Below are 24777 nucleotides of genomic sequence, written 5' to 3'. Positions count from 1 at the left end.
ATTTGTTTATAGTATAATTTTTTCTATTGGAAGTACTAATATATCTTGAGCTCCAAGTGCTTTTAAGTTTTCTATTATTCCCCAAAAATCATTCTCATTGACAACGGAATGAACAGAACTACATTCTGAATTTGCTAGAGGAAGAACTACTGGACTTTTAATCCCTGGAAGATAAGATATTATTTTTTCTAATCGTTCATTATGAACATTTAATAGAATATATTTATTATTTTTTGCTTTTTTTACAGCTCTAATTCTAAATAATAATTTATCCATAATTATGTTTTGTGGAGAACCTAAATGTAGATGTGAAGCCAATACGGCTTCAGATTGAAGAACTGTTTCTACTTCTTTAAGCCCATTCATAAAAAGTGTAGATCCACTACTGACTAAATCGCAAATACAATCTGCTAAACCTATTCCAGGAGCAATTTCTACAGCTCCAGAAATTTCGTGAATTTCTGCATGAATATATCTTTTTTTGAAAAACTCCCTAACTAAGAAAGGATAACTTGTTGCAATTCTTTTTCCATTTAAATCATTTATGTTATTATAAACTAACGATTTAGGAACCGCTATAGAAAGTCTACATTTCCCAAAACCTAAAGTTTCTTTTATTTTGATTTTCTTTCTTTTCTCCAAAAGAACATTTTTTCCTACAATTCCTATATCAGCTACTCCATCTTCTAAATATTGAGGAATATCATCATCTCTTAAAAAAAGAATTTCTAACGGAAAATTAAGAGCCGTTGTTTTTAATTTATCTATACCAATATTAACTTCAATGCTGCAATCTTTCAGCAACTTGATAGAGTCTTCATAAAGACGACCTGATTTTTGAATAGCAATTTTTAGTTTATCCATAAGGAAAAAATAACAAAAGCTTACAAGAGTAAGCTTTTTATAGTAGATTAAATTAATGCATCACGGCAAATATAAAAACTATTTTGAATATTTTATAATAAATAATGATACAACTTAAAAATGAAAATAATTAGTTATAATATAAATGGGATAAGATCTGGAATTAATAAAGGATTATCTGATTGGATTGAAAGCAGTAATCCAGATATTTTGTGTTTACAAGAGATCAAAGCTTTTCCAGAACAAATAGACACCAATATTTTTGATCAATTGGGATACAATCATTATTGGTTTTCTTCAGAAAAAAAAGGATATAGTGGGGTAGGGATTTTATGTAAAGAGAAACCCATTCATGTGGAGTATGGGATAGGATTGAGTTCTATTGATCAAGAAGGAAGAGTATTACGCATAGATATGAAAAATCTATCAATAATTAGTCTTTATCTTCCTTCAGGAAATAACATGAAAAAAAGATTGAATTTTAAATTTTTTTTTATGAAAAATTTTTTTTCACATGTGAAAAAAATCAGAAATCAATTCAATCATCTCATTATTTGTGGAGATTACAATATTTGTCATCATGAAATAGATATTTATGACCCCATGAAACATCAGGAAATTTCGGGTTTTTTACCAGAAGAAAGAGAATGGATGACTCATTTTCTAAATTTAGGATTTGTAGACAGTTTTAGAAACTGCGTTCAAGAAGCCCATCATTACAGTTGGTGGAGTTATCGTTCTAATGCTAGAAAAAATAACAAAGGTTGGAGAATTGATTATGTTATGGTTAGTTCCTCTTTAAAAGAAAAAATTAGGAATGCTTATTTGTTATCGGATGTAAAATTATCTGATCATTGTCCTGTTGTTTTAGAAATTTATTAATCATAAAAATGACCTGACTGGGATTCGAACCCAGGACCCTTACATTAAAAGTGTAATGCTCTACCAGCTGAGCTATCAGGTCTGATCAAAATAATCAAAAACAAATATACTATAAATTTATTTTTTTTATGAAAATCACTTTAATAGGATACATGGGAAGTGGAAAAACTTCTATAGGAAAAAAATTGTCTAAGAAAATAAATTTAAATTTTTATGATTTAGATGCTATTCTTGTTAAAGAAAAAAAAGATTCTATTTATAATCTTTTTAAGAAAAAGGGAGAACTTTCTTTTAGAAGAACAGAACATTTTGTGTTAAAAAAAAATTTTAAAAAAAAAAATGAATATGTTTTGTCCGTTGGAGGAGGAACTCCTTGTTTTTATAACAATATTTATTTGTTAAATAAATATTCAAAAACATTTTATTTAAAAACGGATAGTTATACTTTATTTAAAAGATTATTTTTAGAAAAAAATACAAGACCTTTGATTGCTCATTTATCTAAAAAAGAATTGTTTCAATTTATTATGAAGCATTTATCACAAAGAACTTATTTCTATGAAAAATCTTATGAAAAAATAAATGTAAGTGAAAAATCTAAAAATGAAGTAGTACAAGAAATTATCAATTTTCTTATAAAATGATAACATATGATCATATAGAAAAAATTAGAAAATATTTTTCATTAAAGAATAAAATATGTGTTGCTGTAAGTGGAGGACTAGATAGTATGGTGCTAGTCAATTTGTTACTTGATCTTTCTAATATTGAATTAGAGGTAGCTCATTGTAATTTTACACTGAGAAATCAAGAATCTGATGAAGACGAAGTTTTTATAAAAAATTTTTGTACAAAAAAAAACATTATTTGTCATGTTAAAAGATTTGATACTTTAAATTTTTCTAAAAAAAATAAATTATCCATACAAATGGCCGCTAGAAAACTTAGATATGATTGGTTTTTTGAATTGTTAAAAAAAATAGATTACGACTACATAGTGTTAGGGCATCATCTTAATGATTCTATAGAAACTTTTTTTCTTAATATTTTGAGAGGAACTGGAATTAAAGGATTGTTAGGGATTCCTAAAAAAAATGGAAAATTCATACGTCCTCTTTCCGATTTTACTAAAGAAGAAATTCTGCATTATGCTAAAATAAAAAATATAAAATGGAGATTGGATAGCAGTAATCTGGAAACTAAATATTTGAGAAATAAAATTCGTTTTATTTTATCTAAATTTTCCTATTTCTCATCTTTCTTTTGCAAAGGTTTTAAAAAAACCATAAATCATCTTTATGATGAAAATTTTTTAATAGAAGAAAAAATAAAAAAAGTATATCATGAAATTACAGTTGATAAAAAAAATCATCCATTTATTTGGAAAATAAAATGTAATAAAATAGAAAAATTGCAACCTTTATCCTTTTATTTATTCAAATTATTTTCTCCATATGGATTTTACAATGTAAAAAGTCTAAAAAATCTTATTTATGCACAATCGGGGAAGCAACTTATATCAAAAAAATATCGTATTATTAAAAACAGAAATGATTGGATTTTAGTTTACAGAAAATTTTTATCAGAAAATAAAACTTATGCTATACCGGATATAAGAAATGTTGTTCAAACACCCTTACCCATTGATATGAAGTTTCTTTTGAATCCAAAAAAAGAAGATCAAGAGAAAGAGAAAATGTTTCTTATAGATTTTGATAAAATTCAATTTCCATTGCTTTTAAGAACATGGAGGAAGGGAGATTTTTTTTTCCCTTTCAAAATGAAAGGGAAAAAAAAATTAAGCAAGTATTATAAAGAAAAAAAATTTTCTCTTTTAGAAAAAGAACAAACATGGTTATTAATTAATGGAAATGGGGATATTATTTTGGTTGTAGGAAATCGTTTAGATGATAGATTTAAAATAACAAAAAAACAAAAAAATATTAGGTATAAAAATATAATTGAGTTATTACCTACGAATCTTACAATTTCAATTGGTATTTTTTTTTAATTTTGAAAAGAATTAGTTGTTCTATTTATTTATGAAAATACATAATTTCAATGCAGGCCCTTCTATTTTACCCAAAGAAGTTATCAGAAAATCAGCTCAATCTGTAATTGATTTTAATGGTTCCGGTTTATCTTTACTTGAGATTTCTCATAGAAGTATAGATTTTTTAGAAATAATAGAAAAAACAACTTGTTTAGTAAAACAAGTAATGAATTTGAATGATGATTATGCTATTTTATTTCTTCAAGGAGGAGCCAGCTTGCAATTTTCAATGATTCCATATAATTTAATGGATCAGGAAGCCGCTTATTTAGATACAGGATTTTGGGCCAAAAATGCTATTAAGGAAGCAAGAAAATTTGGGAAAGTAAAAATTCTTTTTTCCGGAAAAAACCAAAACTATACACACATATCAAAACATTATCAAATTCCATGTAATGTAGATTATTTTCATTGTACATCTAATAATACTATTGTTGGAACACAAATGAAAATATTTCCTAAAACTTCTGTTCCAATAGTTTGTGATATGTCTTCCGATATTTTTAGTAGAAAATTAAATTTCTGCCAATTCAGTTTAATTTATGCTTCTGCACAGAAAAACGTAAGTTCTGCTGGAATGACTATTGTGATAATCAAAAAAAATATTTTAGGGAAAATTAAAAGAAACATTAGAAACATTCCTTCTTATATGGATTATAAAATCCATATACAAAATAAAAGTATTTTAAATACTCCAAACGTTTTTTCTATTTATACTTCCATGTTAACTTTAGAATGGATAAAAAACAAAGGGGGTCTTTCTGTTTTAGAAAAACAAAATCAACACAAAGCTAAATTATTATATAATGAAATAGATAATAATAATTTATTTGAAAATAAAATACATGAAGAAGATCGTTCTGATATGAACGTTTCCTTTTTTTTAAAAGATAAAAAACTAGAAAAAGAATTTAATAAAATGTGGAAAAAAGAAAACATAGTAGGATTGGAAGGACATAGATTTTTAGGAGGCTATAGAGCTAGCATATACAATGCTCTTCCATTGGAAAGTGTTCAATTTTTAATTGAAATCATGAAAGAATTTGAAAGACGTCATGATAGAAAATAGATTCTTTTCCATAAGAAGATTAATTCCAAAAAATATAAAAATTGTAGCAGTTTCTAAAAATCAAAATGTCTCTTCTATCGAAAAATTATACAAATTAGGACATAAAGATTTTGGAGAAAATTATGTTCAAGAAATGATGGATAAGTATAAAAAATTACCAAAAGATATCCGTTGGCACATGATTGGAAGAATTCAAAGTAATAAATTGAAGTATATAATCCCTTTTATTCATTTAATTCATAGTGTTCAAAAATTAGAACAAATTCAATTAATAAATAAAATTGCGTTAAAATATGGTAGAAGAATCAATTGTCTTTTGCAAATAAAAATTTGCAACGAAAAAAGTAAATCGGGAATAACCGATCAAGAGTTTTATGACATATTGGAAAACAAAACTTATCAATCAATGAAAAACGTGAAAATAGTAGGAATAATGGGGATGGCCTCTTTTCAAGAACTTACGAAAATCCACAATGAATTTGGATATTTACGCAAGTTCTATGATAAATGTCAAAAAAAATATGGATTTTATATACTATCCATGGGAATGAGTAGAGATTATAATATAGCAATCCAATATGGAAGTACGATTGTTCGTTTAGGAACTTCTATTTTTGGAAATAGAAAAAAATCTATTCTCTAATAAATTTTATATATTTTTTTATGCTTTCTTCTAATTGATTTTCATTTAATGATTGAATAAAAGAACTTCCAATAATTCCTCCATTTGCATATTGACATGAAAAATCAAAAGTTTCTCTGTTATTGATTCCAAAACCAATCAATTTAGGAATGTTTATAGACAGTTTTTTTATACGTTCAAAAAAAGATATTTGTTCTTTCCCAAAAAAATTATCAACTTTTCCTGTTGTTGAATTAGAAGAAACCAAGTATAAAAAACCATCAGTTATTTGACTTAACATGAAAACTCTAGATGAATCCGTTTGTGTAGTGATCAAAAATATCATTGATAATAAATACTTTTTAAACAAATTTTGATATTTTTTAACGAACAAATCAACAGGAAGATCTGGAATAATTAATCCAGAAATTCCTGATTCCTTACATTTTTTCAAAAATTTTTCTTCTCCAAACTTATAAAATTGATTGTAATATCCCATAAGAAGAATAGGAATTTTGATTTCTTTTTTAAATTGTTTGATTTGAGAAAATAATAAAGAAACATTCATTCCGTTATTCAGAGAGGTTTGATTGCTTTTTTGAATAATCATTCCATCTGCCAAAGGATCAGAATAAGGAATCCCTATTTCTATTAAGTCAACAGGAAGATTCTGCAATATTTTTATTATTTTTACTGTGCTGTTTACATTAGGATATCCCGCTGTAAAATAAATGCATAATATGTTTTCACTTTTATTTCTGAATAAATCATGTATTTTGTTCATCGCCTGAGAATTTTGTAAAAAATTTATCATAAACATTGATATCTTTGTCACCTCTTCCAGATAGAGTGACAACTACCACATCCATTTTTTTAAATGGGATGTTTTTGAGTGCAGCTAATGCATGAGAACTTTCCAAAGCTGGAATGATTCCTTCTAATCTGGTCAATTCATATCCTGCCTGCAAAGCTTCTTCATCTGTGGAATGCAAAAAATTAACACGTTTTTTTACAAAAAGATTAGCAAACATAGGGCCTATTCCCGGATAATCTAATCCAGCAGATATAGAATGAGCAGGAAGAACTTGACCATCTTCATTTTGCAATAGCATAGTCATACTTCCATGTAATATTCCTCTAGATCCACAGTGAATAGATGCTGCTGTTTTTTTTGTATTCACTCCTAATCCTGCGGCTTCTACTGCTACTAGATTCACGGAATCGTTATCCAAAAAATGATAAAAAGATCCAGCTGCATTACTTCCACCTCCTATGCAAGCAACTACATAATTAGGAAAAGAAGATCCTTCCTTTTCTTTTAACTGAATTTTAATTTCTTCACTAATAATAGATTGAATATCTGCAACCATTTGAGGATAAGGATGAGGTCCAACTGTAGACCCTATTAAATAATAACTTTCTGGATGGCTTATCCAATAACGAATAGCTTCATTTACCGCATCTTTCAGTGTTTTATCTCCACTACAAACAGGAATCACTTTGGCCCCAAGAGATTTCATTCTAAGAACATTAGTATATTGACGGTGTATATCCGTTTCTCCCATAAAAATAATACATTCTAAATTCATTAATGCACAAGTAGTAGCAGTAGCGACTCCATGTTGTCCAGCTCCAGTTTCAGCAATAATCTTTTTTTTTCCCAATTGTTTTGCCAACAATGCTTGTCCTATAGAATTATTAATTTTATGCGATCCTGTGTGATTCAAATCTTCTCTTTTTAGATAAATTTTAGCTTTATATTTATCAGAATATTTTTTGCAAAAAAATAAAGGAGTAGGTCTTCCTGCATAATTTTTTAGTATTTTTTTATACAATTTTTGAAATTCAAAACTTGTAATGAATTTTTTATATTGATCTTGTAATTCTGTTATATTATGATGCAACATTTCAGGAATAAAAGCTCCTCCAAATTCTCCATAATACCCATTTTTATCAACAAAATATTTCATAATTCTCTTATTTTTTTTTATAAAGGTATTTAACGCTATATCGTCTTTTTTTCCTGGAAATATTTCAAATCGACTGTTTATATCAATTCCAAATATTTTTGAATGTGAAAAATTTTTAATTTTATCAAAATCTTTTATTCCAATTCCTCCACTTAAAAAAAATGGAATTTTAAAATTATATTCATCAAGTTTTTCCCAACAAAATTTTTTTCCGCTCCCTCCATAGTTGATTGTATTATTATCAAATAGAAAATAAGTACAAAAAGGAATGTAATCTACAACGTTTTTAAAAGAAAAAAAATCATCTATTCTAAAAGCTTTAATTAATTTTAATCTTTTTTTGAATAATTTTTCACAATAAAAAGGACTTTCTGTTCCATGCAATTGAATAAAATCCAATTGATTCTTTTGACTGATTTTCAATACATTTTTTTCTGATTCATTTACAAAAACTCCAGTTTTGAATACTTTTTTTTTTAATTTTGGAATCAAAAAATCAATCCCCACAAATCTGGGAGAATTAGGATAAAATATAAAACCCATAAAATCAGGTAAAAAATCTGAAATTTCTTGTATATTGAATTTCATTCCACATATTTTTATTTTTAATGATTTGCATTTCATAATCATAATGACAATAAAGATTTTATAAATTTTTTACAAAATTCTCCAGGATCTTTTCTTTTCATAAAATATTCTCCAATTAAAAAGCCTTTAAACCCTTGTTTTCTTAATTCAAAAATATGATTTACATCATTTATTCCACTTTCGGCTATCTTTGTATAATTGTTAGGAATTTTTGAAGATAATTTCAAACAATTATTATAATCTACAATAAAAGTTTGCAAATTTCGATTGTTAATTCCTATAATATCTAAATTCTCTGTTATTTTATCGATTTCAAATTCATTGTGGATTTCAATAATAGTTTCTAAATCAATACTTTTTGCTAACTTTGAAAAGTTTTTTATTTGATTTTTAGAAAGAATACTAGCAATCAACAATATCACATCAGCTCCTACAGATTTAGATTCTATAATTTGATATTCATCTATAATAAAATCTTTTCTTAGTATAGGGATAGAAACTATAGAACGTGATTTTTCTAAATCTTCATTTTTACCAGAAAAAAAATTCTGATCTGTAAGAATAGATATTCCACAAACCCCTGAAGATTCATAATCCTTGGCAACTTTTTCTACTGAAACAAAATTATTGATAACTCCTTTAGAAGGCGATTTTGACTTAAATTCTGCAATTATACCAGTTTTGCTATCCTTTAGTCTTTTCACTAAAGAAAAAATGTTTCTTTTAAAAAAGAGACTCTTTTCCAATTCTTTTATAGGACGAATAACTCTGTTTCTGGAGACTTCTTTTTGTTTAACAGATACTATTTTTTCAAGAATATTCATAAATTCAATAATTTTTTGAGAATATTCTTTGCTTTTCCACTTTTTAAAGATCGTTTTGCCTTATCATAATTATTTTCCAAACTATCTTGATTCAATAAACTTAATGCAAATGTCGCATTTATCAAAACTACTTCATTTTGAGACGAAGTTCCTTCTCCTGATAAAACATTAATGAATATACGAATATTTTCTTCTGTATTTTTTCCTCCTTTTAATTCATCAGGATTGATTTTTATCTTATTTTTACCTATACCTAATTCTTCTATAGAATAAAATCGTTCTCCTTTTGGAGAGTAACATTTTACATCACTAGTAAGCGTTATTTCATCATAGCCATCTAAGCTATGAACAATAGCATAATTGTTTTTGTTTTTTGTATGTTGGTACATATAATAATAAATTCTGGCTAATTCTAAATTATGAACCCCTAACAATTGATTTTTTGGTTTTCCAGGATTGATCAATGGTCCAAGTGTGTTAAAAATAGTTTTAATTCCTAATTCTTTTCTTGCTACAGATACAATATTTAAAGCCGGATGAAATATAGGTGCATGTAAATAACAAATTCCAACTTTATCCAACTGATTTTTTAAATTTTCTTCTTTATTAGTAAAATGATATCCTAAACCTTCTAATAGATTTGAAGATCCAGTTGTTGAAGAAGAACTAAAACTTCCATGTTTGATTACTTTTTCTCCTGCCCCTGCAACTACAAAACATGCCAAGGTTGATATATTAAAAGTGTTTTTTCTATCTCCACCTGTTCCTACTATATCAACCGCATTGAATTCCGTGAGATCGACTTTTATACATAATTCTATTAATGCTTGTCGAAACCCTACTATTTCTTCTAAAGTAGGAGGCCTCATGTTATATATAGTAGCTAGAGCAATTGCTTGAGTCTTATTGATTTTTCCTTTTGATAATTCTATAATAAGATTCTTGGCCTGCTGTTTTGTTAAAGTTTTTTCTGAAAAAAGATTTTCTAATGTTTTTTTCATATTTACTTCATTTTCAGCCAATTATTTATTATTTTTCTCCATATGGAGTCAAAATGGATTCTGGATGAAATTGAACTCCACGAACATCATAAAATTTATGACGTAAAGCCATAATTTCTCCTTTATCTCCAATAGCTGTAATCTGAAGTTCTTCAGGAAAATTTTGTGGAGATATAATCCAAGAATGATAACGACCTACCTTGATTTCTCTAGGTAATTTTTGAAAAATAATTTCTTTTGGATCCACAATTTTGATCAAACTAGCTATTCCATGATAAACTTCCTTTGTATTCAGAAGAGTAGCTCCAAATACTTCTCCTATAGCTTGTTGCCCCAAACAAACTCCAAAAATACTTTTAGTAGAAGCAAAAGTCTTTACTAAAGGTTTTAGAATATGTGCTTCATCTGGAATTCCAGGGCCTGGAGAAAGAATAATCTTGTTATATTTTTCTATATCAGAAAGTTGAATTTCATTATTTCTAGATACTTCTACGGGATTTTTTGTTAATTTTTTTACAGCATGAACAAGATTATAAGTAAAAGAATCATAATTATCCAAAATCAGTATTTTATTCATAATACTTCATATATTTTTAGCTAACTCTATAGCTTTAAATAAGGCCATAAGCTTATTATTTACTTCTTCTAACTCTTTTTCTTCTTTAGAATCAGAAACAATTCCTGCGCCAGCTTGAAAAAAAAGAGTATTATTTTTACTCACAAAAGAACGAATAACTATAGCGGTATTGATACAAGAATTATTCAATCCAAAAAAACCAATAGCTCCTCCATAAACTCCTCTATGTTGATTTTCTATTTTATCTATCAACTCCATTGCTTTATACTTAGGAGCTCCTGATAAAGTTCCTGCTGGAAAAGTATCTCCAAACACTTTTATAATCGATATGTCTTCTTCCAATTTTCCAGAAACTTTGGATACCATATGCAGTACATGAGAAAAAACTTGAATTTCTTTGAAGACTTCTACTTTTACATTGGAAGAATTTTTACTCAAATCATTTCTTGCTAAATCTACTAACATGACGTGTTCTGCATTTTCTTTTGGATTCTCAGAAAGGTTTTCAGATAATTTTTTATCCTTATCTTTATTTCCCGATCTTCGTATAGTTCCTGCTATTGGATTGATGTAAGCTATTTTATCATCAATAATCAATTGGGATTCTGGAGAAGAACCAAATAATTTATAGTTTCCATAATCAAAATAAAAAAGATATGGAGAAGGATTGATAAATCGTAAAGCACGATATACATTAAATTCATCTCCTGTAAATTTTTGTTGAAACTGTCTAGATAATACTATTTGAAAAACATCTCCTCGTAAACAAGCTTTGATTCCTTGAGATACCATTTTTTTATATTCTATATCCGTAACATTTGAAGAACGACTTCCTACAGATTTAAATGGAAAAGAAGGAAAATTTTTCTTTTTTATTAATTCTATCAATTGATTAATATAAGTTGTTTCCTCTGCATTAATGAATTGATGTTCTATCAAATGAATTTCATTGTGAAAATGACGAAATACAATTAGATTTTTATAAAAACCAAACCGCATTTGCGGAATATTGTATATTTCTTTAATTGGAGTATGAAATTGAATATTTTCAAAATATTGAATACTGTCATAAGATATATATCCGTATAATCCGGAATAAAAAATAGAAGTATTTTCATTTTCAAATTTCTTAAAAAAATCCTCAATTAAAATTTGTATGTCCAATCGATCATTGATGAAAATATGTTTATGAACACAATTTGGATATGATATTCGTAATACATTTTTATCTAGAATAAGTTCCGAAATTGGATTAATGCAAAGAATCGAAGAATTATTTTTGAAAATTTGATAGTCAGAAAATTCTAATAATAATGTATTTGGAAATATATCTCTTAGTTTTAAATATAATTCTATTGGTGTAGTACTATCAGCTAAAATTTTTTTCTGAATAGTTCTAAAATTAAATTTAAACATGGCTTATGGTATTTTTACATGATGAAAAAAAGGCCGTCATAAAGACAAGCCTCGCAAATATTGTTGGGATAACATCTACCCTCAATTAGAATACCATTTACTTTAGAAATGACATTTACCTTATGCAAATATAAATAAATTTTTCATATCCATGGATATTAATTATAAATAGTGCAATTTATAATTCAATTGTATGAAAATATTCATTTTTTCTTTTTTGTTTCTTATATATCCTTATTTGAAACCTAGTACAGAAAAAAAAGGGATAGATATTTATCATCCTACTTTTCAGGATTACAAATTCTGGACAGAAGAAAATAATATCAAAAAAACTTTATTAGAATCTTTTTCGATTCAAAAATATTATTCTCATAATTTTTTTAAACATGATAGTTTTGGATTTTTTTATAATAAAGGAAACGGAAACAATTTTTTAATTCCTCATAGAAATATTGTACAAATAAATCATCATCAAAAAATGCTTTTTTTTAAGGATCCTTTTTTTTCTATTGACAAGATTCAATACTTTGATGTAAAAACTCCTATATCAGAAATTTTTTATGAAAGTGACTTTTTTAAAGAAAGAGGATTGGGTGTTTTTTTTTCTCAGAGTCCAAATGAAAAAATCAATTATTCTATAGAATATAGAAACTTAAATTTAAAAAACGAACTTAGTTTTGAAAAAAATAAAAATTTTTTATTAACTACTTTCAGTTTTCAGGATCAAGATGATTATAATCATAAATTATGGGGGCATTATATTCAGCAAAAATTTTACATCAAAGAAAAAGAAAAAATCATAAAATGGAACAATGTTAAAAATTATAAAAATGTTTTTTTCGATCAAAAAAAATTTATTCATAATAGATTTTACATAAATTTTATTCAAAAAATTTTTTCTTTAAAAGAAAATCAATCTTTTTTTTTAAAAACTTATGTAGAATATGAGAAATATTCCAAAAGTCATTTTATTGCTGAACAAAAAAATAAAATCAATCATTTTTATTTGAAAAACGGTTTTTTTTTAATGTTTAAGAAAAACAAATTAGATGTAGAAGTAGGATCCATTTTTGATAAGATACATTATAAAATATTTTCAATCAATGAATATCGCCATAGAATCATTCCTAAAAACAGGGATATAAACAATTTCTTCATAGAAACTCAAATAAATTATCCTATCAATAATATTTTCGCATTTCATTCATCCGGTATAATGGAGTATAATAATTTAAAAAAACCTTACTTACAGATGAATATGAAATTCAACACATTTTTATTTTCAAAATTTCAATTTTCAACTCAATTGTATTTTTCTGAAAATAAAGGAATTTCTCCAGATTTTATTCATCTGTATATTTTAAAAAAAAATGAAGATTGCTACAATAATCAACGAAAAAACATGCTGGTTTTTGATAAAGAAAAAACAGTAGATCTTTCTTTATTTGACGATAAGAATTATCATTTTTCTCTTTCTGTATCTAGATTGGACCATTTGTTTCGAAATGAAAAAAAAGAAATGGAAAAATTTCTATATCGTAAGCAAATTCAATTGTACAGTTTCAAAGTCGAAACAACACACAACATATGGAAACTTCAACTTAACAATCTTTTTTTGTATCAAAAATACAACTCTGATCCATTGATTTTTTCAATTCCAAGTATTTTATCAAGAAATACAATTTTTTATCAAGATCATTATTTAAATAATGCCTTATCAATGAAAACAGGTTTTTCTATTCATTATTTTAGCAATTTTTATTATCAAAAATTTATTATCCTTTCGATATTCATATTTTTTCTTCTGAAAAGGAATGTTCACCTAATCAAATTGGAGGGTCTCCTTTTATGGATTATTTTTTAAATCTTAAAATACATAGAACTGTGTTTTATCTGAGTATTAAAAACATAGGATTTCATTTCATAGATAATCCTATCAACAAAAAAGAATTATTTATTAGAGCTGGTTTTTTATGGACTCTTTTTACTTGATTTCAAAAATTTCTAAATTTTTATAAAAAAACGTAATTTTATCCATCATTAAGTTAATAAAAATGAAAAATTTTTTTTATTTTATATTATTCTTTTTGATGTATTTTTTTTCATCTTTTTCAAAAGAAACAAAAGAAATAGAAAATGTCATTGAATACATTAAAAAATATGCTGTTTTTGCTGTAGAAGAAATGGAAAAATTTGGAATACCAGCTAGTATCAAATTAGGACAAGGAATTTTAGAATCTTCTTGTGGAAACAGCTCATTATCCAAAGCAACGAATAATCATTTTGGAATTAAATGTGGAAAAAATTGGATGGGAGATATTTATTACCATGATGATGATCTTCCAAAAGAATGTTTTAGAAAATATAATTCTGTACGAGAATCTTTTCAGGATCACTCAAGATTTTTACAACAGCCGCGTTATTATAAATTATTTCTTTTAAAAAAAAATGATTATCAATCTTGGGCTGCAGAACTTAAACAAGCAGGTTATGCTACATCATTAAATTACGCAGATTTATTAATTGATCAGATAGAAAAGTACCTACTGTGGAAGTTTGATGAAGAGAATTCTTGTGGTATAGAGAAAAAAATAAACTTATACTTAACATCTATCATGCAAAAAAATAAAAAAAGCGATTCTTTTTTCAAGAAAAAAATAGATCTTGTTTATAAAATTTTTCTTCTCATTAAGAAAAAATTGAACTGTACAAAAACAAGTCCTTGTTTTATTATAAAATAATTAAAAATATATTACTATGAACCCTAATAATTTAAAGTACAGTAAAAATCATGAGTGGATAAGATTAGATATCCAAAAAAAAGCTTATGTGGGAATTACTCATTTTGCCCAAAATGAATTGGGAGATATTGTTTATCTAGATGTAGAAGATTCCATTATAGGAAAAAAAATCAAAGAAGGAGATCCTTTTGGCACAATTGAAGCGGTAAAAACCGTTTCTGATTTATTTATGCCTGTTTCAGGTTGTATTCTTGAAATTAACAAAAAATTATTATCCGAACCAGAACTTATTAATAAAAGTTCTTATGACGAAGGATGGATTCTCCTAATAGAAGTCTTATATATAGAAGAGTATAATAAATTAATGTCTTCGCAAGAATACAAACAGTATATACAAAAAACCTAATTAATAATTAATTAGAATTTATTATGAAAAAACATGATTTTTTTGATTTTCTTGATGATAAAAAAATTGCAGAAAAATTAATTGATTTCAATCATAATAATATTACAACTGTTCGCTTTTTAATCCCTTCTATTCATTGTAGTTCTTGTGTTCTTGTTTTAGAGACTTTATCGAAGTTTCATAAAAATATTCTAGAATCTACTGTTGACTTTTCCAGTAAACAAATTTGGATAACATTTAATAATGTAGAATTCAAACTAAGTAGTTTAGCTAGACTCCTTGATGACATGGGGTATAGACCTTCTATTAATTTTGAATCAATAGAAAAAAGAAAAATCAATAACACATTTGACAGAAAATTAATAGGAAAATTAGCTATTTCCTTTTTTTGTTTTGCAAATATTATGCTTTTGGCTATTCCAGGATATGTTGGAGCCTATCAAGATGCATGGTTTTTAGAAAATAGAAACTTTTTTCATTATCTCATGTTCATTTTATCTTTACCAGTTGTAATATTTTCTCTTAAAGATCATGTAAAATATGCCATTTTAGGATTCAAAAAACATGTTTTGAATATAGATGTTCCTATTTCCATAGGAATATTAGTTCTTTTTTTATGGAGCTGTTACGAAATTTTTTTTGATTTAGGTTCTGGCTATTTCGATAGCATTTCTAGTTTTTCTTTATTTCTACTTGTAAGCAGAATATTTCAAATTCATACTCATAATAAAATTCTTTCTTTTGACAAAAATTATAAATCTTTTTATCCCGTTTTAATGACAAGAATACATGAGAAAAATGAAAAAGAAGAAAAAATTTTGCTTTCTTCTTTGAAAAAAGGAGATATTATTTTAATTAGGAATGAAGAAATTATTCCTGCCGATTCTATACTTATAAAAGGAAATGCTGTATTGGATAACAGTTTTATTACTGGCGAATCTCATTTAATAAATAAAAAAATAGGAGATCGAGTTTATGCTGGTTCTAAACAAAAAGGAGAAGCTATTTTTTTGAAAGTCATTAAGAATGTAGATCATAGTTATTTGAGTTTATTATGGAATAAAAACCAATCTAATCATCATAAAAAATTATTTTATTTAAATTCAATATCCACTCAATTCAGTCAATATTTTACTCCTGCTATTTTGATCATTTCTATAATGAGTGGAATTTATTGGTACTTAAACAACGATATTTCAAAAATATTTCAGACCACTTTTTCTGTTTTAATTATCACTTGTCCTTGTGCCTTGGTACTTTCTACTCCATTGATATTTGGAAATATCATACGATTTTTCTCTAAAAAAAGTTTTTATATAAAAGATATTTTTACAATGGAAAGAATCTCTGCAATAAAAACTTTAATTTTTGATAAGACAGGAACTATAACGGATCCAAATAAAGAAAAAATATTTTTTATAGGAAACATGAAATATGAGGAAAAAAAAATTGTAGCATCTTTATTAAAAAACTCTATTCATCCTCTAAGTCAAAGAATATTATCAGAATTATCTATCAAAGATTTTTATTCTATAAAGAATTTTAAAGAAATAATGGGAAAAGGATTAGAAGGAGTCATAAAAAATATACCGGTTAAAATTGGATCTAAAGAATATTTAGGAATTACAAAAAAAATAAAAGATAGAAATCAAACAACAGTTTTTATTTCTATAAATAATAAGTTTGTAGGTTATTTTTTATTTAGAAATTATTATCGGAAAGGTATAAAAAAAATATTTCAAAATTTGAAAGAGTATAAAATAATTATTCTTTCTGGAGATAAAAATGAATTAGAAAAAAATTACTTGAAATCTATTTTACCTAAGACTGGTAAAGTCCTTTTTAATCAGAGTCCAGAAAATAAACTAAATTATGTTAAAAAATTACAAAAAAAGGGAGAAAAAATCATGATGTTTGGAGATGGCATTAATGATTGTGCAGCTTTAAGTAGAAGTGAAGTAGGGGTTGCTGTATCTGAAAATCCAACTAGTTTTTTTCCAAATTGTGATGCATTTTTGCAATCTGATTGTTTGAATAAAATTTTCTTATTTTTAAAGATATCCAAAATATCTAGCAAACTAGTGATTGTCAATTTTATGATCAGTTTATTTTATAATATTATAGGGATTTATTTTGCTGTAACCGGGAATTTAAAACCTTTTATAGCAGCTATTCTAATGCCTTTAAGTTCCTTTTCTGTTGTTTTTTTTTCCATAATATCTACTTGGATCGTTTCACGACGATTTATATTTTAGCTTCAAAAAAATTCTAAATTTGAAATTTTTGTCTTATGGATATATTAATTATTATGATATTATCTAGTATTTCTTTAGGAGCACTTTTTCTCATATTTTTTTTAATTGGTCTTTATTCTGGACAATTTGATGATTTTGAATCTCCTAGAATTAGGATTTTGATCGATGATATTGAAAACAAATAATGATTTTCTAATGAAATTAAATACATCATATTATTACAATAACCGTATTGTAAAAGCTTTTCTATACGCTACTATGTTTTGGGCTTTTATTGGATTTTTAGCCGGATTATTTGTAGCCTTGTTGTTGTTTTATCCTGATATTCCTGAATTGATTTTTGGAAACAAACTGAAGGATACTCAAGGGATTATGGGGTTTGGTCGATGGAGAATGCTACATACAAGTACTGCTGTTTTCGCTTTTGTTGGAAATATAATTTTTACAGGATATTACTATGCTTTGCAACGTTTATTAAAGACTAGAGTTTTTAGTGATACTCTTAGTTGGATTCATTTTTGGGGATGGCAAATATTTATTTTTTCCACTTGGATTACTTTTTTATTAGGAATTAACACTAGTAAAGAGTATGCAGAACATGAGTGGCCTATAGATATAGGGATCTTTTTTATTTGGATTGTTTATGGAATTAATATGATAGGAACTATTTTAAAAAGAAGAATCAAACATTTATATGTCAGTATTTGGTTTTTGTTAGGAACATGGGTTGCTGTAGCGATGTTGCATTTATTTAACAATCTTGAGTTACCTATATCTCTTTTATCTTTTAAGAGTTATTCTATATATGCTGGAGTACAAGATGCTTTAATGCAATGGTGGTATGGACATAATGCTGTTGCATTTATTTTGACTACCCCTATACTAGGATTGATGTATTATTTTGTCCCTAAAGCATCTAATCAGCCTATTTTTTCTTATAAACTTTCTATTATTCATTTTTGGTCCTTAATATTTGTATATATATGGGCTGGTCCTCATCATTTAATGTATACATCTCTTCCCAATTGGGCTCAAATGTTAGGAACTATTTTTTCAATCATGTTAATTGCTCCTTCTTGGGGTGGAATGTTGAATGGATTACTTACATTAAGAGGAGATTGGAATCAAGTTAAAAAAAATCCTATTTTGAAATTTTTTGTAGTGGGAATTACTTGTTATGGAATGGCTACTTTTGAAGGACCGATGCTTGCTACTAAAACTTTGAATTCTATTGGACATTTTACAGATTGGATTATAGCTCATGTTCATTTAGGAACTTTAGGATGGAACGGGTTTATGGCTTTTGGAGTTATATATTGGCTTACACAAAAAATGTGGAATACTAAATTATACTCTATATCATTAGCTAATATCCATTTTTGGTTAGGTGTTTTAGGAATTGTATTGTACATTTTTCCAATGTATTTTGGATCTATATTACAATCTATGATGTGGAAAAAATTCAATCCTGATGGAACTTTAGCTTATAAAAATTTTTTAGATTCAGTATTATCCATCATTCCATTTTATAAAATAAGATTTATAGGTGGTATGATTTATTTTTTAGGTTTTGTTTTAATGATTTTTAATATTTTTAAAACGATTCAAAAAGGTTATTCAATTGATAATGAGAAATTCAAATGCGATCCATTTTATGGAGAAAATATAAAAGAGAAAAATGAAAAGTTTCACAGTTGGTTAGAAAGAAAACCAATACAATTAACAGTTCTTTCCTTTATCGCAGTAGCTATTGGAGGATTTATAGAAATCATTCCTACTTTAGTGATTAAATCTAATGTTCCTACTATTCATAATGTAAAACCTTATAAGGCGCTTGAATTGGAAGGGAGAGATTTATTTGTTAGAGAAGGGTGTAATGCTTGTCATAGTGCACAAGTCCGTCCATTTAGAGATGAGGTTGTTCGTTATGGAGAATATTCTAAAGCAGGAGAGTTTGTATATGATCATCCATTTCTTTGGGGATCTAAACGAACAGGACCAGATTTAGCCAGAGAAGGAGGGAAAAATCCTAATTCTTGGCATTATAATCATATGTATAACCCTAGATCTACTTCACCTGGATCCATTATGCCAAGATATCCTTGGTTAATTTATAATAAATTGGATAGGTCTAATACAGAAAAAAAAATAAAAGCAATGATCAAATTAGGAGTTCCATATACTTTAAAAGATATAAAAAATGTAAATCAAGATATGGATCGTCAAGCAAATAAAATTGTATCTGACATATATAAAGAGTTTCCAAGTTTGGAAATAGAAATGAATCGACAAAAAAAAGTGGAAAAAGAAAAATTTATCCCTTTAGATAAAAGAGAAATTATAGCTCTTATTGCTTATTTACAAAGGATTGGAACAGATATTAAATCTTAAAAAATTAATGATAAGTTTTTTTAAACAGTATTTTACAAAAGAAATAAATGTAGGAATTTTTCAATCTATTATGTTAATTTTATTTTTATTGGTTTTCTTTTTGATTTTATTTTTTGTGTTTTCAAAACCGAAAAAATATTATGAAAAAATCAGTTCAATCCCTTTAGAATTAGAAGAAGAAAAAAAAAGAAAAAATTATGAGATCTAGAATTCCTTCTTTTATTATGATTCCTTCTTTTTTATCTATTATAATATTTATGTTCTATGTCTTTTTTAGAAGTTATAATCATATTTATTATTTAGTTCATCCTATTACAATTTCTTTTTTGATTGTAACTACAATATTGTTATGGATTTTAGAATTTGTTAATAGTTTGATTTTTAGAAAAAAATTACAATCTATCGAAGAAAAAGAAAGGATAAAAATCTTTGAAGAAAACGAAGGGAACTATTTTTACAGACTTTATAAATTTATATTTCATGATCCTAAAAAAATGAATGATGGAGTAAAAAAAATAGATCATGGATTTGATGGAATTATAGAATTAGATAATAGATTACCAATGTGGTGGATCCATCTTTTTTATATGACAATTATTTTTTCCGCAATTTATTTTTTTTCTTATTTATTCATGGATTTTTCTAACCCTTATAAAGAATATGAAATAGCTTATAAGAATCAGTTGAAACAAATAGAAATTTTTGAAAAAAATACTCCACAAGTAACTATAGAAAATGCTTGTTTTAAGGAAAATTTAATTGATAGTGGGAAAACTCTTTTTGATGAAAATTGTGCTACTTGTCATCAATCAGATGGAAGTGGAAATATAGGACCTAATTTAACAGATGATTATTGGATCAATACGAAAGAAAAAAATTTATTTAAAAACATTTTTTCTATCATATGGAATGGAAGCGATAATAATCCGACTATGCGAGCTTTTGGAAAATCAGGAGAAATTAAAGGAAACGATATTGAAAAAATATCTAGTTATGTTTATTTTATTAATCAAAAATCTAAAAAACCTTTAACATCTAAAGCTCCACAAGGAAAAAAAATAACAGAATGGAGCAAGATATAAATGATGTTCTACTATAGATTGTTATACATTTCGATTTTTAGCATTATAGTTTTCCTCAAATAAAATTTGAATTATGAAAATAAAATTCAATTGGGATACCGGAATTGTGTTATCTTTGGTTTTTTTTATAATCTTTATTATTTATATCGCCTTTTTTTTTCCACATGTAGGAAGCCAACTTGTATCAGATAGATATTATGAAGAAGAAATGAAATATCAAGAAATTATAAATGAAAAAAAAAATGTGTTAGAACTTCCTAAGAAAATAAAAATTTCCATTTTATCTTCTGGAGTTGAAATTCTATTTCCACCTATTAATGATAATTTTTATGGATTTTTTACTTTATTTAGATCATCTTCTAAAGATTTGGATTTAACAAAATCTTTCAAAATATTGAAATCTTCAAAAAAAATATTATTTATTCCTAAAAAATTTTTGAAAAAAGGATATTATAAACTTATAATCAGGTGGAAATCAGGTAAAAAATATTTCTTCGAAAAAGATATCATTTGGAAATGAGAATATTTTTTTTCATCAATCCTGTATCTATTTCAAAATTATATTATTAATTATTAACATAATGATAAAAAACATAAGTAAATTTCGTGAAGAATCTTTAAATTATCATAGTCAATTTCCTTCTGGAAAAATACAAATAACACCCACTAAAAAATATAGTAGTCAAAGAGATCTATCTCTTGCTTATTCTCCAGGAGTAGCAGAACCTTGTAAAGAAATAGCTCGTTCTTCTCAAGAAGTATATAAATATACATCTAAAGGAAATCTTGTCGCAGTCATTACTAATGGATCTGCTGTATTAGGTCTTGGAGATATTGGAGCATTAGCCTCTAAACCGGTAATGGAAGGAAAAGCTCTTTTATTCAAAATTTTTTCTGGGATTGATGTTTTCGATATAGAAATAGACGAATCTGATCCAGAAAAATTTATAGAAACAGTCAAAGCTATTGCCCCTACTTTTGGAGGAATCAATCTAGAAGATATAAAAGCTCCAGAAGCTTTTGAAATAGAAAGAAGACTTAAAAAAGAACTAAGTATTCCTGTTATGCATGATGATCAACATGGAACAGCGATTATCTCAGGAGCTGCATTGCTTAATGCTATCACCTATGTTGGAAAAAAAATTCATGAAATTAAAATGGTAGTTAATGGGGCAGGAGCTGCTGCCATTTCCTGTACAAGAACTTATAAACAACTTGGCGTAAAACCTGAAAATATTCTCATGTTTGACAGCAAAGGGTTATTGCATTCTTCAAGAACCGATTTGAATAAAGAAAAAAAGGAATTTTCTGTAAATACTTATCCTGTTCCAAAATTAGATCAAGCTATCGAAAACGCGGATGTTTTCATTGGTTTATCTATAGGAGGTATATTAACTCCTAATATGTTAAAAAGTATGGGAAAAAATCCGATTGTGTTTGCTATGGCAAACCCAGATCCAGAAATAGATTATAACTTAGCAATTCAAGTCCGTCCAGATATTATTATGGCTACTGGAAGAAGTGATTATCCAAACCAAGTTAACAATGTTTTAGGATTTCCTTATATTTTTAGAGGAGCTCTAGATGTTCATGCTAGTGTAATTAATGATGAAATGAAATTAGCAGCTGTACATGCTATAGCTTCTTTGGCAAAAGAACCTGTTCCAGAACAGGTCAATATTGTTTATAATAAAAAAAATATTTCTTTTGGAAAAGAATATATTATTCCAAAGCCTTTTGATAATCGTTTGATTACTCGTGTTGCTCCTGCTGTAGCTAAAGCCGCTATGGATTCTGGAGTAGCGAGAAATCCTATTTTAGATTGGAAAATCTATCAAGAAAAATTGCTTGATAGGATGGGTTACGAAAGTAAAATGCTTCGAATGATCCAAAATAGAGCACGTACAAATCCTAAAAAAGTTGTTTTTTGTAATGGAGAAGAATATGATATATTGAAATCTGTTCAAATTCTTCATGAGGAAGGAATTGTTTCTGTTCCCGTTGTTTTAGGAAATGAAGATCGTATCAAACGTTTAATCAATGAAAATAACCTAGATGTTGAATTAGAAATTGTAGATCCAGAAAAAGAAGAAAATAGAGAAAAAGTAAGAAAATTTTTACTTCAAATCCTTTGGGAAAGAAGAAACCGGAAAGGTTTGACTTTATACGATTCAAAAATACGTATGCGTACAAATGATCATTTTGGGGCAATGATGGTAGATCAAGGAGAGGCAGATGCGGTTATTACAGGATATTCAAGAAGTTTTTCATTGAGTTTACGTCCTATGTTAGAAGTTATAGGTAGAGCAGATTCCGTTCACAAAACAGCAGGAATGATGATTTTATTGACAAAACGTGGTCCCTTGTTTTTGGCTGATACAGCCGTCATTCCAGATCCAACAAGTGAAGAATTAGCTAGAATAGCTTTAATGGCATCTCATGTAGTGAAAGCTTTTGATATTGAACCACATATAGCAATGTTATCTTTTCAAAATTTTTCATCTAATTCAAAAACATCTTCTAAGGTATCTCAGACAGTAGCTTTTTTACATAAAAAATATCCAAATTTAATAGTCGATGGAGAATTACAACCTGATTTTGCTCTAAATGAATTTTTATTAGCTAGCAAGTTTCCTTTTTCCAAACTTGTCAAAAAAAGAGCAAATATTTTTATATTTCCAAATCTAGAATCAGGAAATTTAACTTATAAATTTATTAGAGGATTAGGAAATGTTCAAACAATTGGCCCTGTAATGTTAGGAATGCGAAAACCGGCACATGTTATGCAAATGCAATCCAGTATAGAAGAAATAGTTAATTTAGCGACTTTATCTGTAATAGATGCACAAATTAGGAAAAATTAAAAACGTGTGTTTTAATAAATACTTTTTTTCCAAAAAGAATTCTAACTTGTTTCTCAAAAAAAGTAGGGATCAAACTAGATGTATAAAAAATAGGGAATTTTCTATTCCAGGTTGGATGATTACACAATAATTTATCATCATTTAATGTTTTTTTTATTTCTTGTACTACTATTTTTTGTATATCAATTAAACGAACTTTTCCATGATAAAAATTATCTATTTCTTGTTTAAGAAATAGATAATGAGTACAGGCAAGTAAAAGTGTATCTATTGATTTTAAACGATTTAAATAATTATTGATAATATTTTTTTTTATTTTAAAACCTTTTTCAATCATTGGAGCTAATAAAGATGTAGATATTTGAACTATATCTAAATGATGATAATATTTTTTGATTTCTTTTGTATAAAAATTTGAACGTATTGTAGCAGGTGTAGCAATTATTCCTATTCTTTTGGAAGAAAGAAGTATTTTATGTTTCACTATAGGATCTATTACATTAAATATTAATATTTTTCTATGGAATGTTTTACAAAGAATATCTAACGCATTGGATGTAATGGAATTACACGCTATAACTAAAGCTTTGCATTTTTTTTTATAAAGAAAAGAAGCTATTTTCATAGAATTTTCTATAATAAATTCTTTAGATTTTTCTCCATAAGGCATATTTCTAGTATCTCCAAAATAAATCAAATCTTCATTAGGCATCTGAATTTTGATTTCTTTAGCTATAAGCAGTCCGCCAATTCCAGAATCAAATATTCCTATTGGAGAAAGTGGACTTATTTTCATATCTTGAAAGGGAAACGAATCATTATGGTTAATACAGATAAAAAAAATAAAAATAAAACCGTGTTAGTAATTTGTTTTTTTTGAAAAAATTTATTGTAAAAAGGACAAATATAAAAAATCCAATCATCATCATAATGGGATGTTCTATCAACTTCAAACGAATTTTTTCTTGTTTTAAAATCTTGATTATGTTAATTTCATTTTTGAATGAAAAAAAATAGAAATTCATCAAGAATAAACCAATAAGAATTTGAAAAAGCATAGTGACTATTGTTCCATTCAATATGATTTTAAAAAAAAGTTCTCCCTTTATTTGCGTTCCATAATATCTGCACCATAAAAGATAGATCATTTCCACTATCAAAAAAGAAATTAC

The 24777-nt window shown here is 26.4% G+C and carries 23 protein-coding genes, 1 tRNA gene and 1 pseudogene; 16 read left to right on the top strand and 9 right to left on the bottom strand.

The features are described from left to right. Positions 1-6: 6 nt before the first annotated feature. Positions 7-864 carry an ATP phosphoribosyltransferase gene (gene hisG, locus BLBBGE_RS02140; RefSeq protein WP_012840955.1) on the bottom strand — a complete coding sequence of 286 codons (858 nt, stop codon included), beginning with the start codon at positions 862-864 and terminating at the stop codon, positions 7-9. Positions 865-984: 120 nt separating this feature from the next. Between hisG and BLBBGE_RS02135 the strand changes: the two genes are divergently transcribed. Next, positions 985-1746 carry an exodeoxyribonuclease III gene (locus tag BLBBGE_RS02135; protein ID WP_012840954.1) on the top strand — a complete coding sequence of 254 codons (762 nt, stop codon included), beginning with the start codon at positions 985-987 and terminating at the stop codon, positions 1744-1746. A 9-nt stretch (positions 1747-1755) separates the two neighbouring features. Here the strand turns inward: BLBBGE_RS02135 and BLBBGE_RS02130 are convergent. Continuing rightward, positions 1756-1828: transfer RNA gene (locus tag BLBBGE_RS02130), tRNA-Lys, on the bottom strand. Positions 1829-1874: 46 nt separating this feature from the next. Here BLBBGE_RS02130 and BLBBGE_RS02125 point away from each other — a divergent pair. Genes BLBBGE_RS02125 through BLBBGE_RS02110 form a run of 4 tightly spaced genes read left to right on the top strand, consistent with a single transcriptional unit; the run spans position 1875 to position 5511 of the window. Then, entirely contained in the window at positions 1875-2390 is a 516-nt protein-coding gene (locus BLBBGE_RS02125) for a shikimate kinase (RefSeq protein ID WP_012840953.1), read from the top strand. Further along, positions 2387-3757: a tRNA lysidine(34) synthetase TilS gene (gene tilS, locus BLBBGE_RS02120; protein ID WP_012840952.1), complete on the top strand. Its 1371-nt coding sequence runs from the start codon at positions 2387-2389 to the stop codon at positions 3755-3757. The genes BLBBGE_RS02125 and tilS overlap by 4 nt, the downstream gene beginning before the upstream one ends. 31 nt (positions 3758-3788) lie before the next feature. Beyond that, the gene (serC, locus tag BLBBGE_RS02115) at positions 3789-4868 is read left to right on the top strand and encodes a 3-phosphoserine/phosphohydroxythreonine transaminase (protein WP_052295599.1); all 1080 of its coding nucleotides are present in this window, start codon (positions 3789-3791) and stop codon (positions 4866-4868) included. After that, entirely contained in the window at positions 4855-5511 is a 657-nt protein-coding gene (locus BLBBGE_RS02110) for a YggS family pyridoxal phosphate-dependent enzyme (RefSeq protein ID WP_012840950.1), read from the top strand. Before serC ends, BLBBGE_RS02110 begins: the two co-directional genes overlap by 14 nt. On the opposite strand, the gene trpA is transcribed toward BLBBGE_RS02110, so the two are convergent. The 6 genes and pseudogenes from trpA to BLBBGE_RS02080 all read right to left on the bottom strand — a co-directional run bounded on the left by trpA (position 5501) and on the right by BLBBGE_RS02080 (position 11866). After that, positions 5501-6274, bottom strand: coding sequence for a tryptophan synthase subunit alpha (trpA, locus tag BLBBGE_RS02105; RefSeq protein WP_012840949.1), 774 nt, complete (start codon positions 6272-6274; stop codon positions 5501-5503). The genes BLBBGE_RS02110 and trpA overlap by 11 nt on opposite strands. Beyond that, positions 6258-8084: a bifunctional phosphoribosylanthranilate isomerase/tryptophan synthase subunit beta gene (locus tag BLBBGE_RS02100; protein ID WP_149030174.1), complete on the bottom strand. Its 1827-nt coding sequence runs from the start codon at positions 8082-8084 to the stop codon at positions 6258-6260. Before BLBBGE_RS02100 ends, trpA begins: the two co-directional genes overlap by 17 nt. Positions 8085-8086: 2 nt before the next feature. Next, positions 8087-8872, bottom strand: a complete 786-nt coding sequence (gene trpC, locus BLBBGE_RS02095) for an indole-3-glycerol phosphate synthase TrpC (protein ID WP_012840947.1) — start codon at positions 8870-8872, stop codon at positions 8087-8089. Further along, on the bottom strand, positions 8869-9873 hold the full coding sequence (trpD, locus tag BLBBGE_RS02090) for an anthranilate phosphoribosyltransferase (RefSeq protein ID WP_041936771.1): 1005 nt from the start codon (positions 9871-9873) through the stop codon (positions 8869-8871). The genes trpC and trpD overlap by 4 nt, the downstream gene beginning before the upstream one ends. 2 nt (positions 9874-9875) lie before the next feature. Beyond that, positions 9876-10453, bottom strand: a pseudogene (locus tag BLBBGE_RS02085) (aminodeoxychorismate/anthranilate synthase component II). Between the two features lie 3 nt (positions 10454-10456). Then, a complete protein-coding gene (locus BLBBGE_RS02080; RefSeq protein ID WP_012840944.1) occupies positions 10457-11866 on the bottom strand; it encodes an anthranilate synthase component I family protein in 1410 nt (469 codons plus the stop codon). 193 nt (positions 11867-12059) lie between these two features. On the opposite strand from BLBBGE_RS02080, the gene BLBBGE_RS02075 reads away from it, so the two are divergent. From BLBBGE_RS02075 to BLBBGE_RS02030, 11 genes are all read left to right on the top strand, one after another. Beyond that, positions 12060-13730 carry a putative porin gene (locus BLBBGE_RS02075; RefSeq protein WP_012840943.1) on the top strand — a complete coding sequence of 557 codons (1671 nt, stop codon included), beginning with the start codon at positions 12060-12062 and terminating at the stop codon, positions 13728-13730. Beyond that, the gene (locus tag BLBBGE_RS03205) at positions 13715-13858 is read left to right on the top strand and encodes a hypothetical protein (protein ID WP_167884937.1); all 144 of its coding nucleotides are present in this window, start codon (positions 13715-13717) and stop codon (positions 13856-13858) included. The genes BLBBGE_RS02075 and BLBBGE_RS03205 overlap by 16 nt, the downstream gene beginning before the upstream one ends. 62 nt (positions 13859-13920) lie before the next feature. Beyond that, positions 13921-14607 (top strand): glucosaminidase domain-containing protein, encoded by a 687-nt coding sequence (locus BLBBGE_RS02070; protein ID WP_012840942.1) that lies wholly within the window; start codon positions 13921-13923, stop codon positions 14605-14607. Between the two features lie 16 nt (positions 14608-14623). Then, the gene (gene gcvH / locus BLBBGE_RS02065; RefSeq protein WP_012840941.1) at positions 14624-15013 is read left to right on the top strand and encodes a glycine cleavage system protein GcvH; all 390 of its coding nucleotides are present in this window, start codon (positions 14624-14626) and stop codon (positions 15011-15013) included. A 23-nt stretch (positions 15014-15036) separates the two neighbouring features. Next, positions 15037-17268 (top strand): HAD-IC family P-type ATPase, encoded by a 2232-nt coding sequence (locus BLBBGE_RS02060; protein ID WP_012840940.1) that lies wholly within the window; start codon positions 15037-15039, stop codon positions 17266-17268. A 35-nt stretch (positions 17269-17303) separates the two neighbouring features. Continuing rightward, positions 17304-17453, top strand: a complete 150-nt coding sequence (gene ccoS / locus BLBBGE_RS02055) for a cbb3-type cytochrome oxidase assembly protein CcoS (RefSeq protein WP_041936707.1) — start codon at positions 17304-17306, stop codon at positions 17451-17453. 10 nt (positions 17454-17463) lie between these two features. Beyond that, positions 17464-19659 (top strand): cytochrome-c oxidase, cbb3-type subunit I, encoded by a 2196-nt coding sequence (gene ccoN / locus BLBBGE_RS02050; RefSeq protein WP_012840939.1) that lies wholly within the window; start codon positions 17464-17466, stop codon positions 19657-19659. Between the two features lie 7 nt (positions 19660-19666). After that, positions 19667-19867 carry a CcoQ/FixQ family Cbb3-type cytochrome c oxidase assembly chaperone gene (locus tag BLBBGE_RS02045; protein ID WP_041936767.1) on the top strand — a complete coding sequence of 67 codons (201 nt, stop codon included), beginning with the start codon at positions 19667-19669 and terminating at the stop codon, positions 19865-19867. Beyond that, the gene (locus BLBBGE_RS02040) at positions 19857-20741 is read left to right on the top strand and encodes a cbb3-type cytochrome c oxidase N-terminal domain-containing protein (protein ID WP_012840937.1); all 885 of its coding nucleotides are present in this window, start codon (positions 19857-19859) and stop codon (positions 20739-20741) included. The genes BLBBGE_RS02045 and BLBBGE_RS02040 overlap by 11 nt, the downstream gene beginning before the upstream one ends. A gap of 73 nt (positions 20742-20814) precedes the next feature. After that, complete coding sequence (locus BLBBGE_RS02035) at positions 20815-21261, top strand: FixH family protein (RefSeq protein WP_012840936.1); 447 nt, start codon at positions 20815-20817, stop codon at positions 21259-21261. Between the two features lie 61 nt (positions 21262-21322). Next, positions 21323-23605: an NADP-dependent malic enzyme gene (locus tag BLBBGE_RS02030; protein WP_012840935.1), complete on the top strand. Its 2283-nt coding sequence runs from the start codon at positions 21323-21325 to the stop codon at positions 23603-23605. Here the strand turns inward: BLBBGE_RS02030 and murI are convergent. Next, positions 23592-24401, bottom strand: coding sequence for a glutamate racemase (murI, locus tag BLBBGE_RS02025; protein ID WP_012840934.1), 810 nt, complete (start codon positions 24399-24401; stop codon positions 23592-23594). The two genes, BLBBGE_RS02030 and murI, sit on opposite strands and share 14 nt — an antisense overlap. Between the last annotated feature and the right edge of the window lie 376 nt (positions 24402-24777).

Source organism: Blattabacterium sp. (Blattella germanica) str. Bge, from assembly GCF_000022605.2.
Classification (GTDB): Bacteria; Bacteroidota; Bacteroidia; order Flavobacteriales; family Blattabacteriaceae; genus Blattabacterium.
Note: the sequence above shows the minus strand (reverse complement) of the source record. Positions and strands in the feature narration are given on the sequence as shown.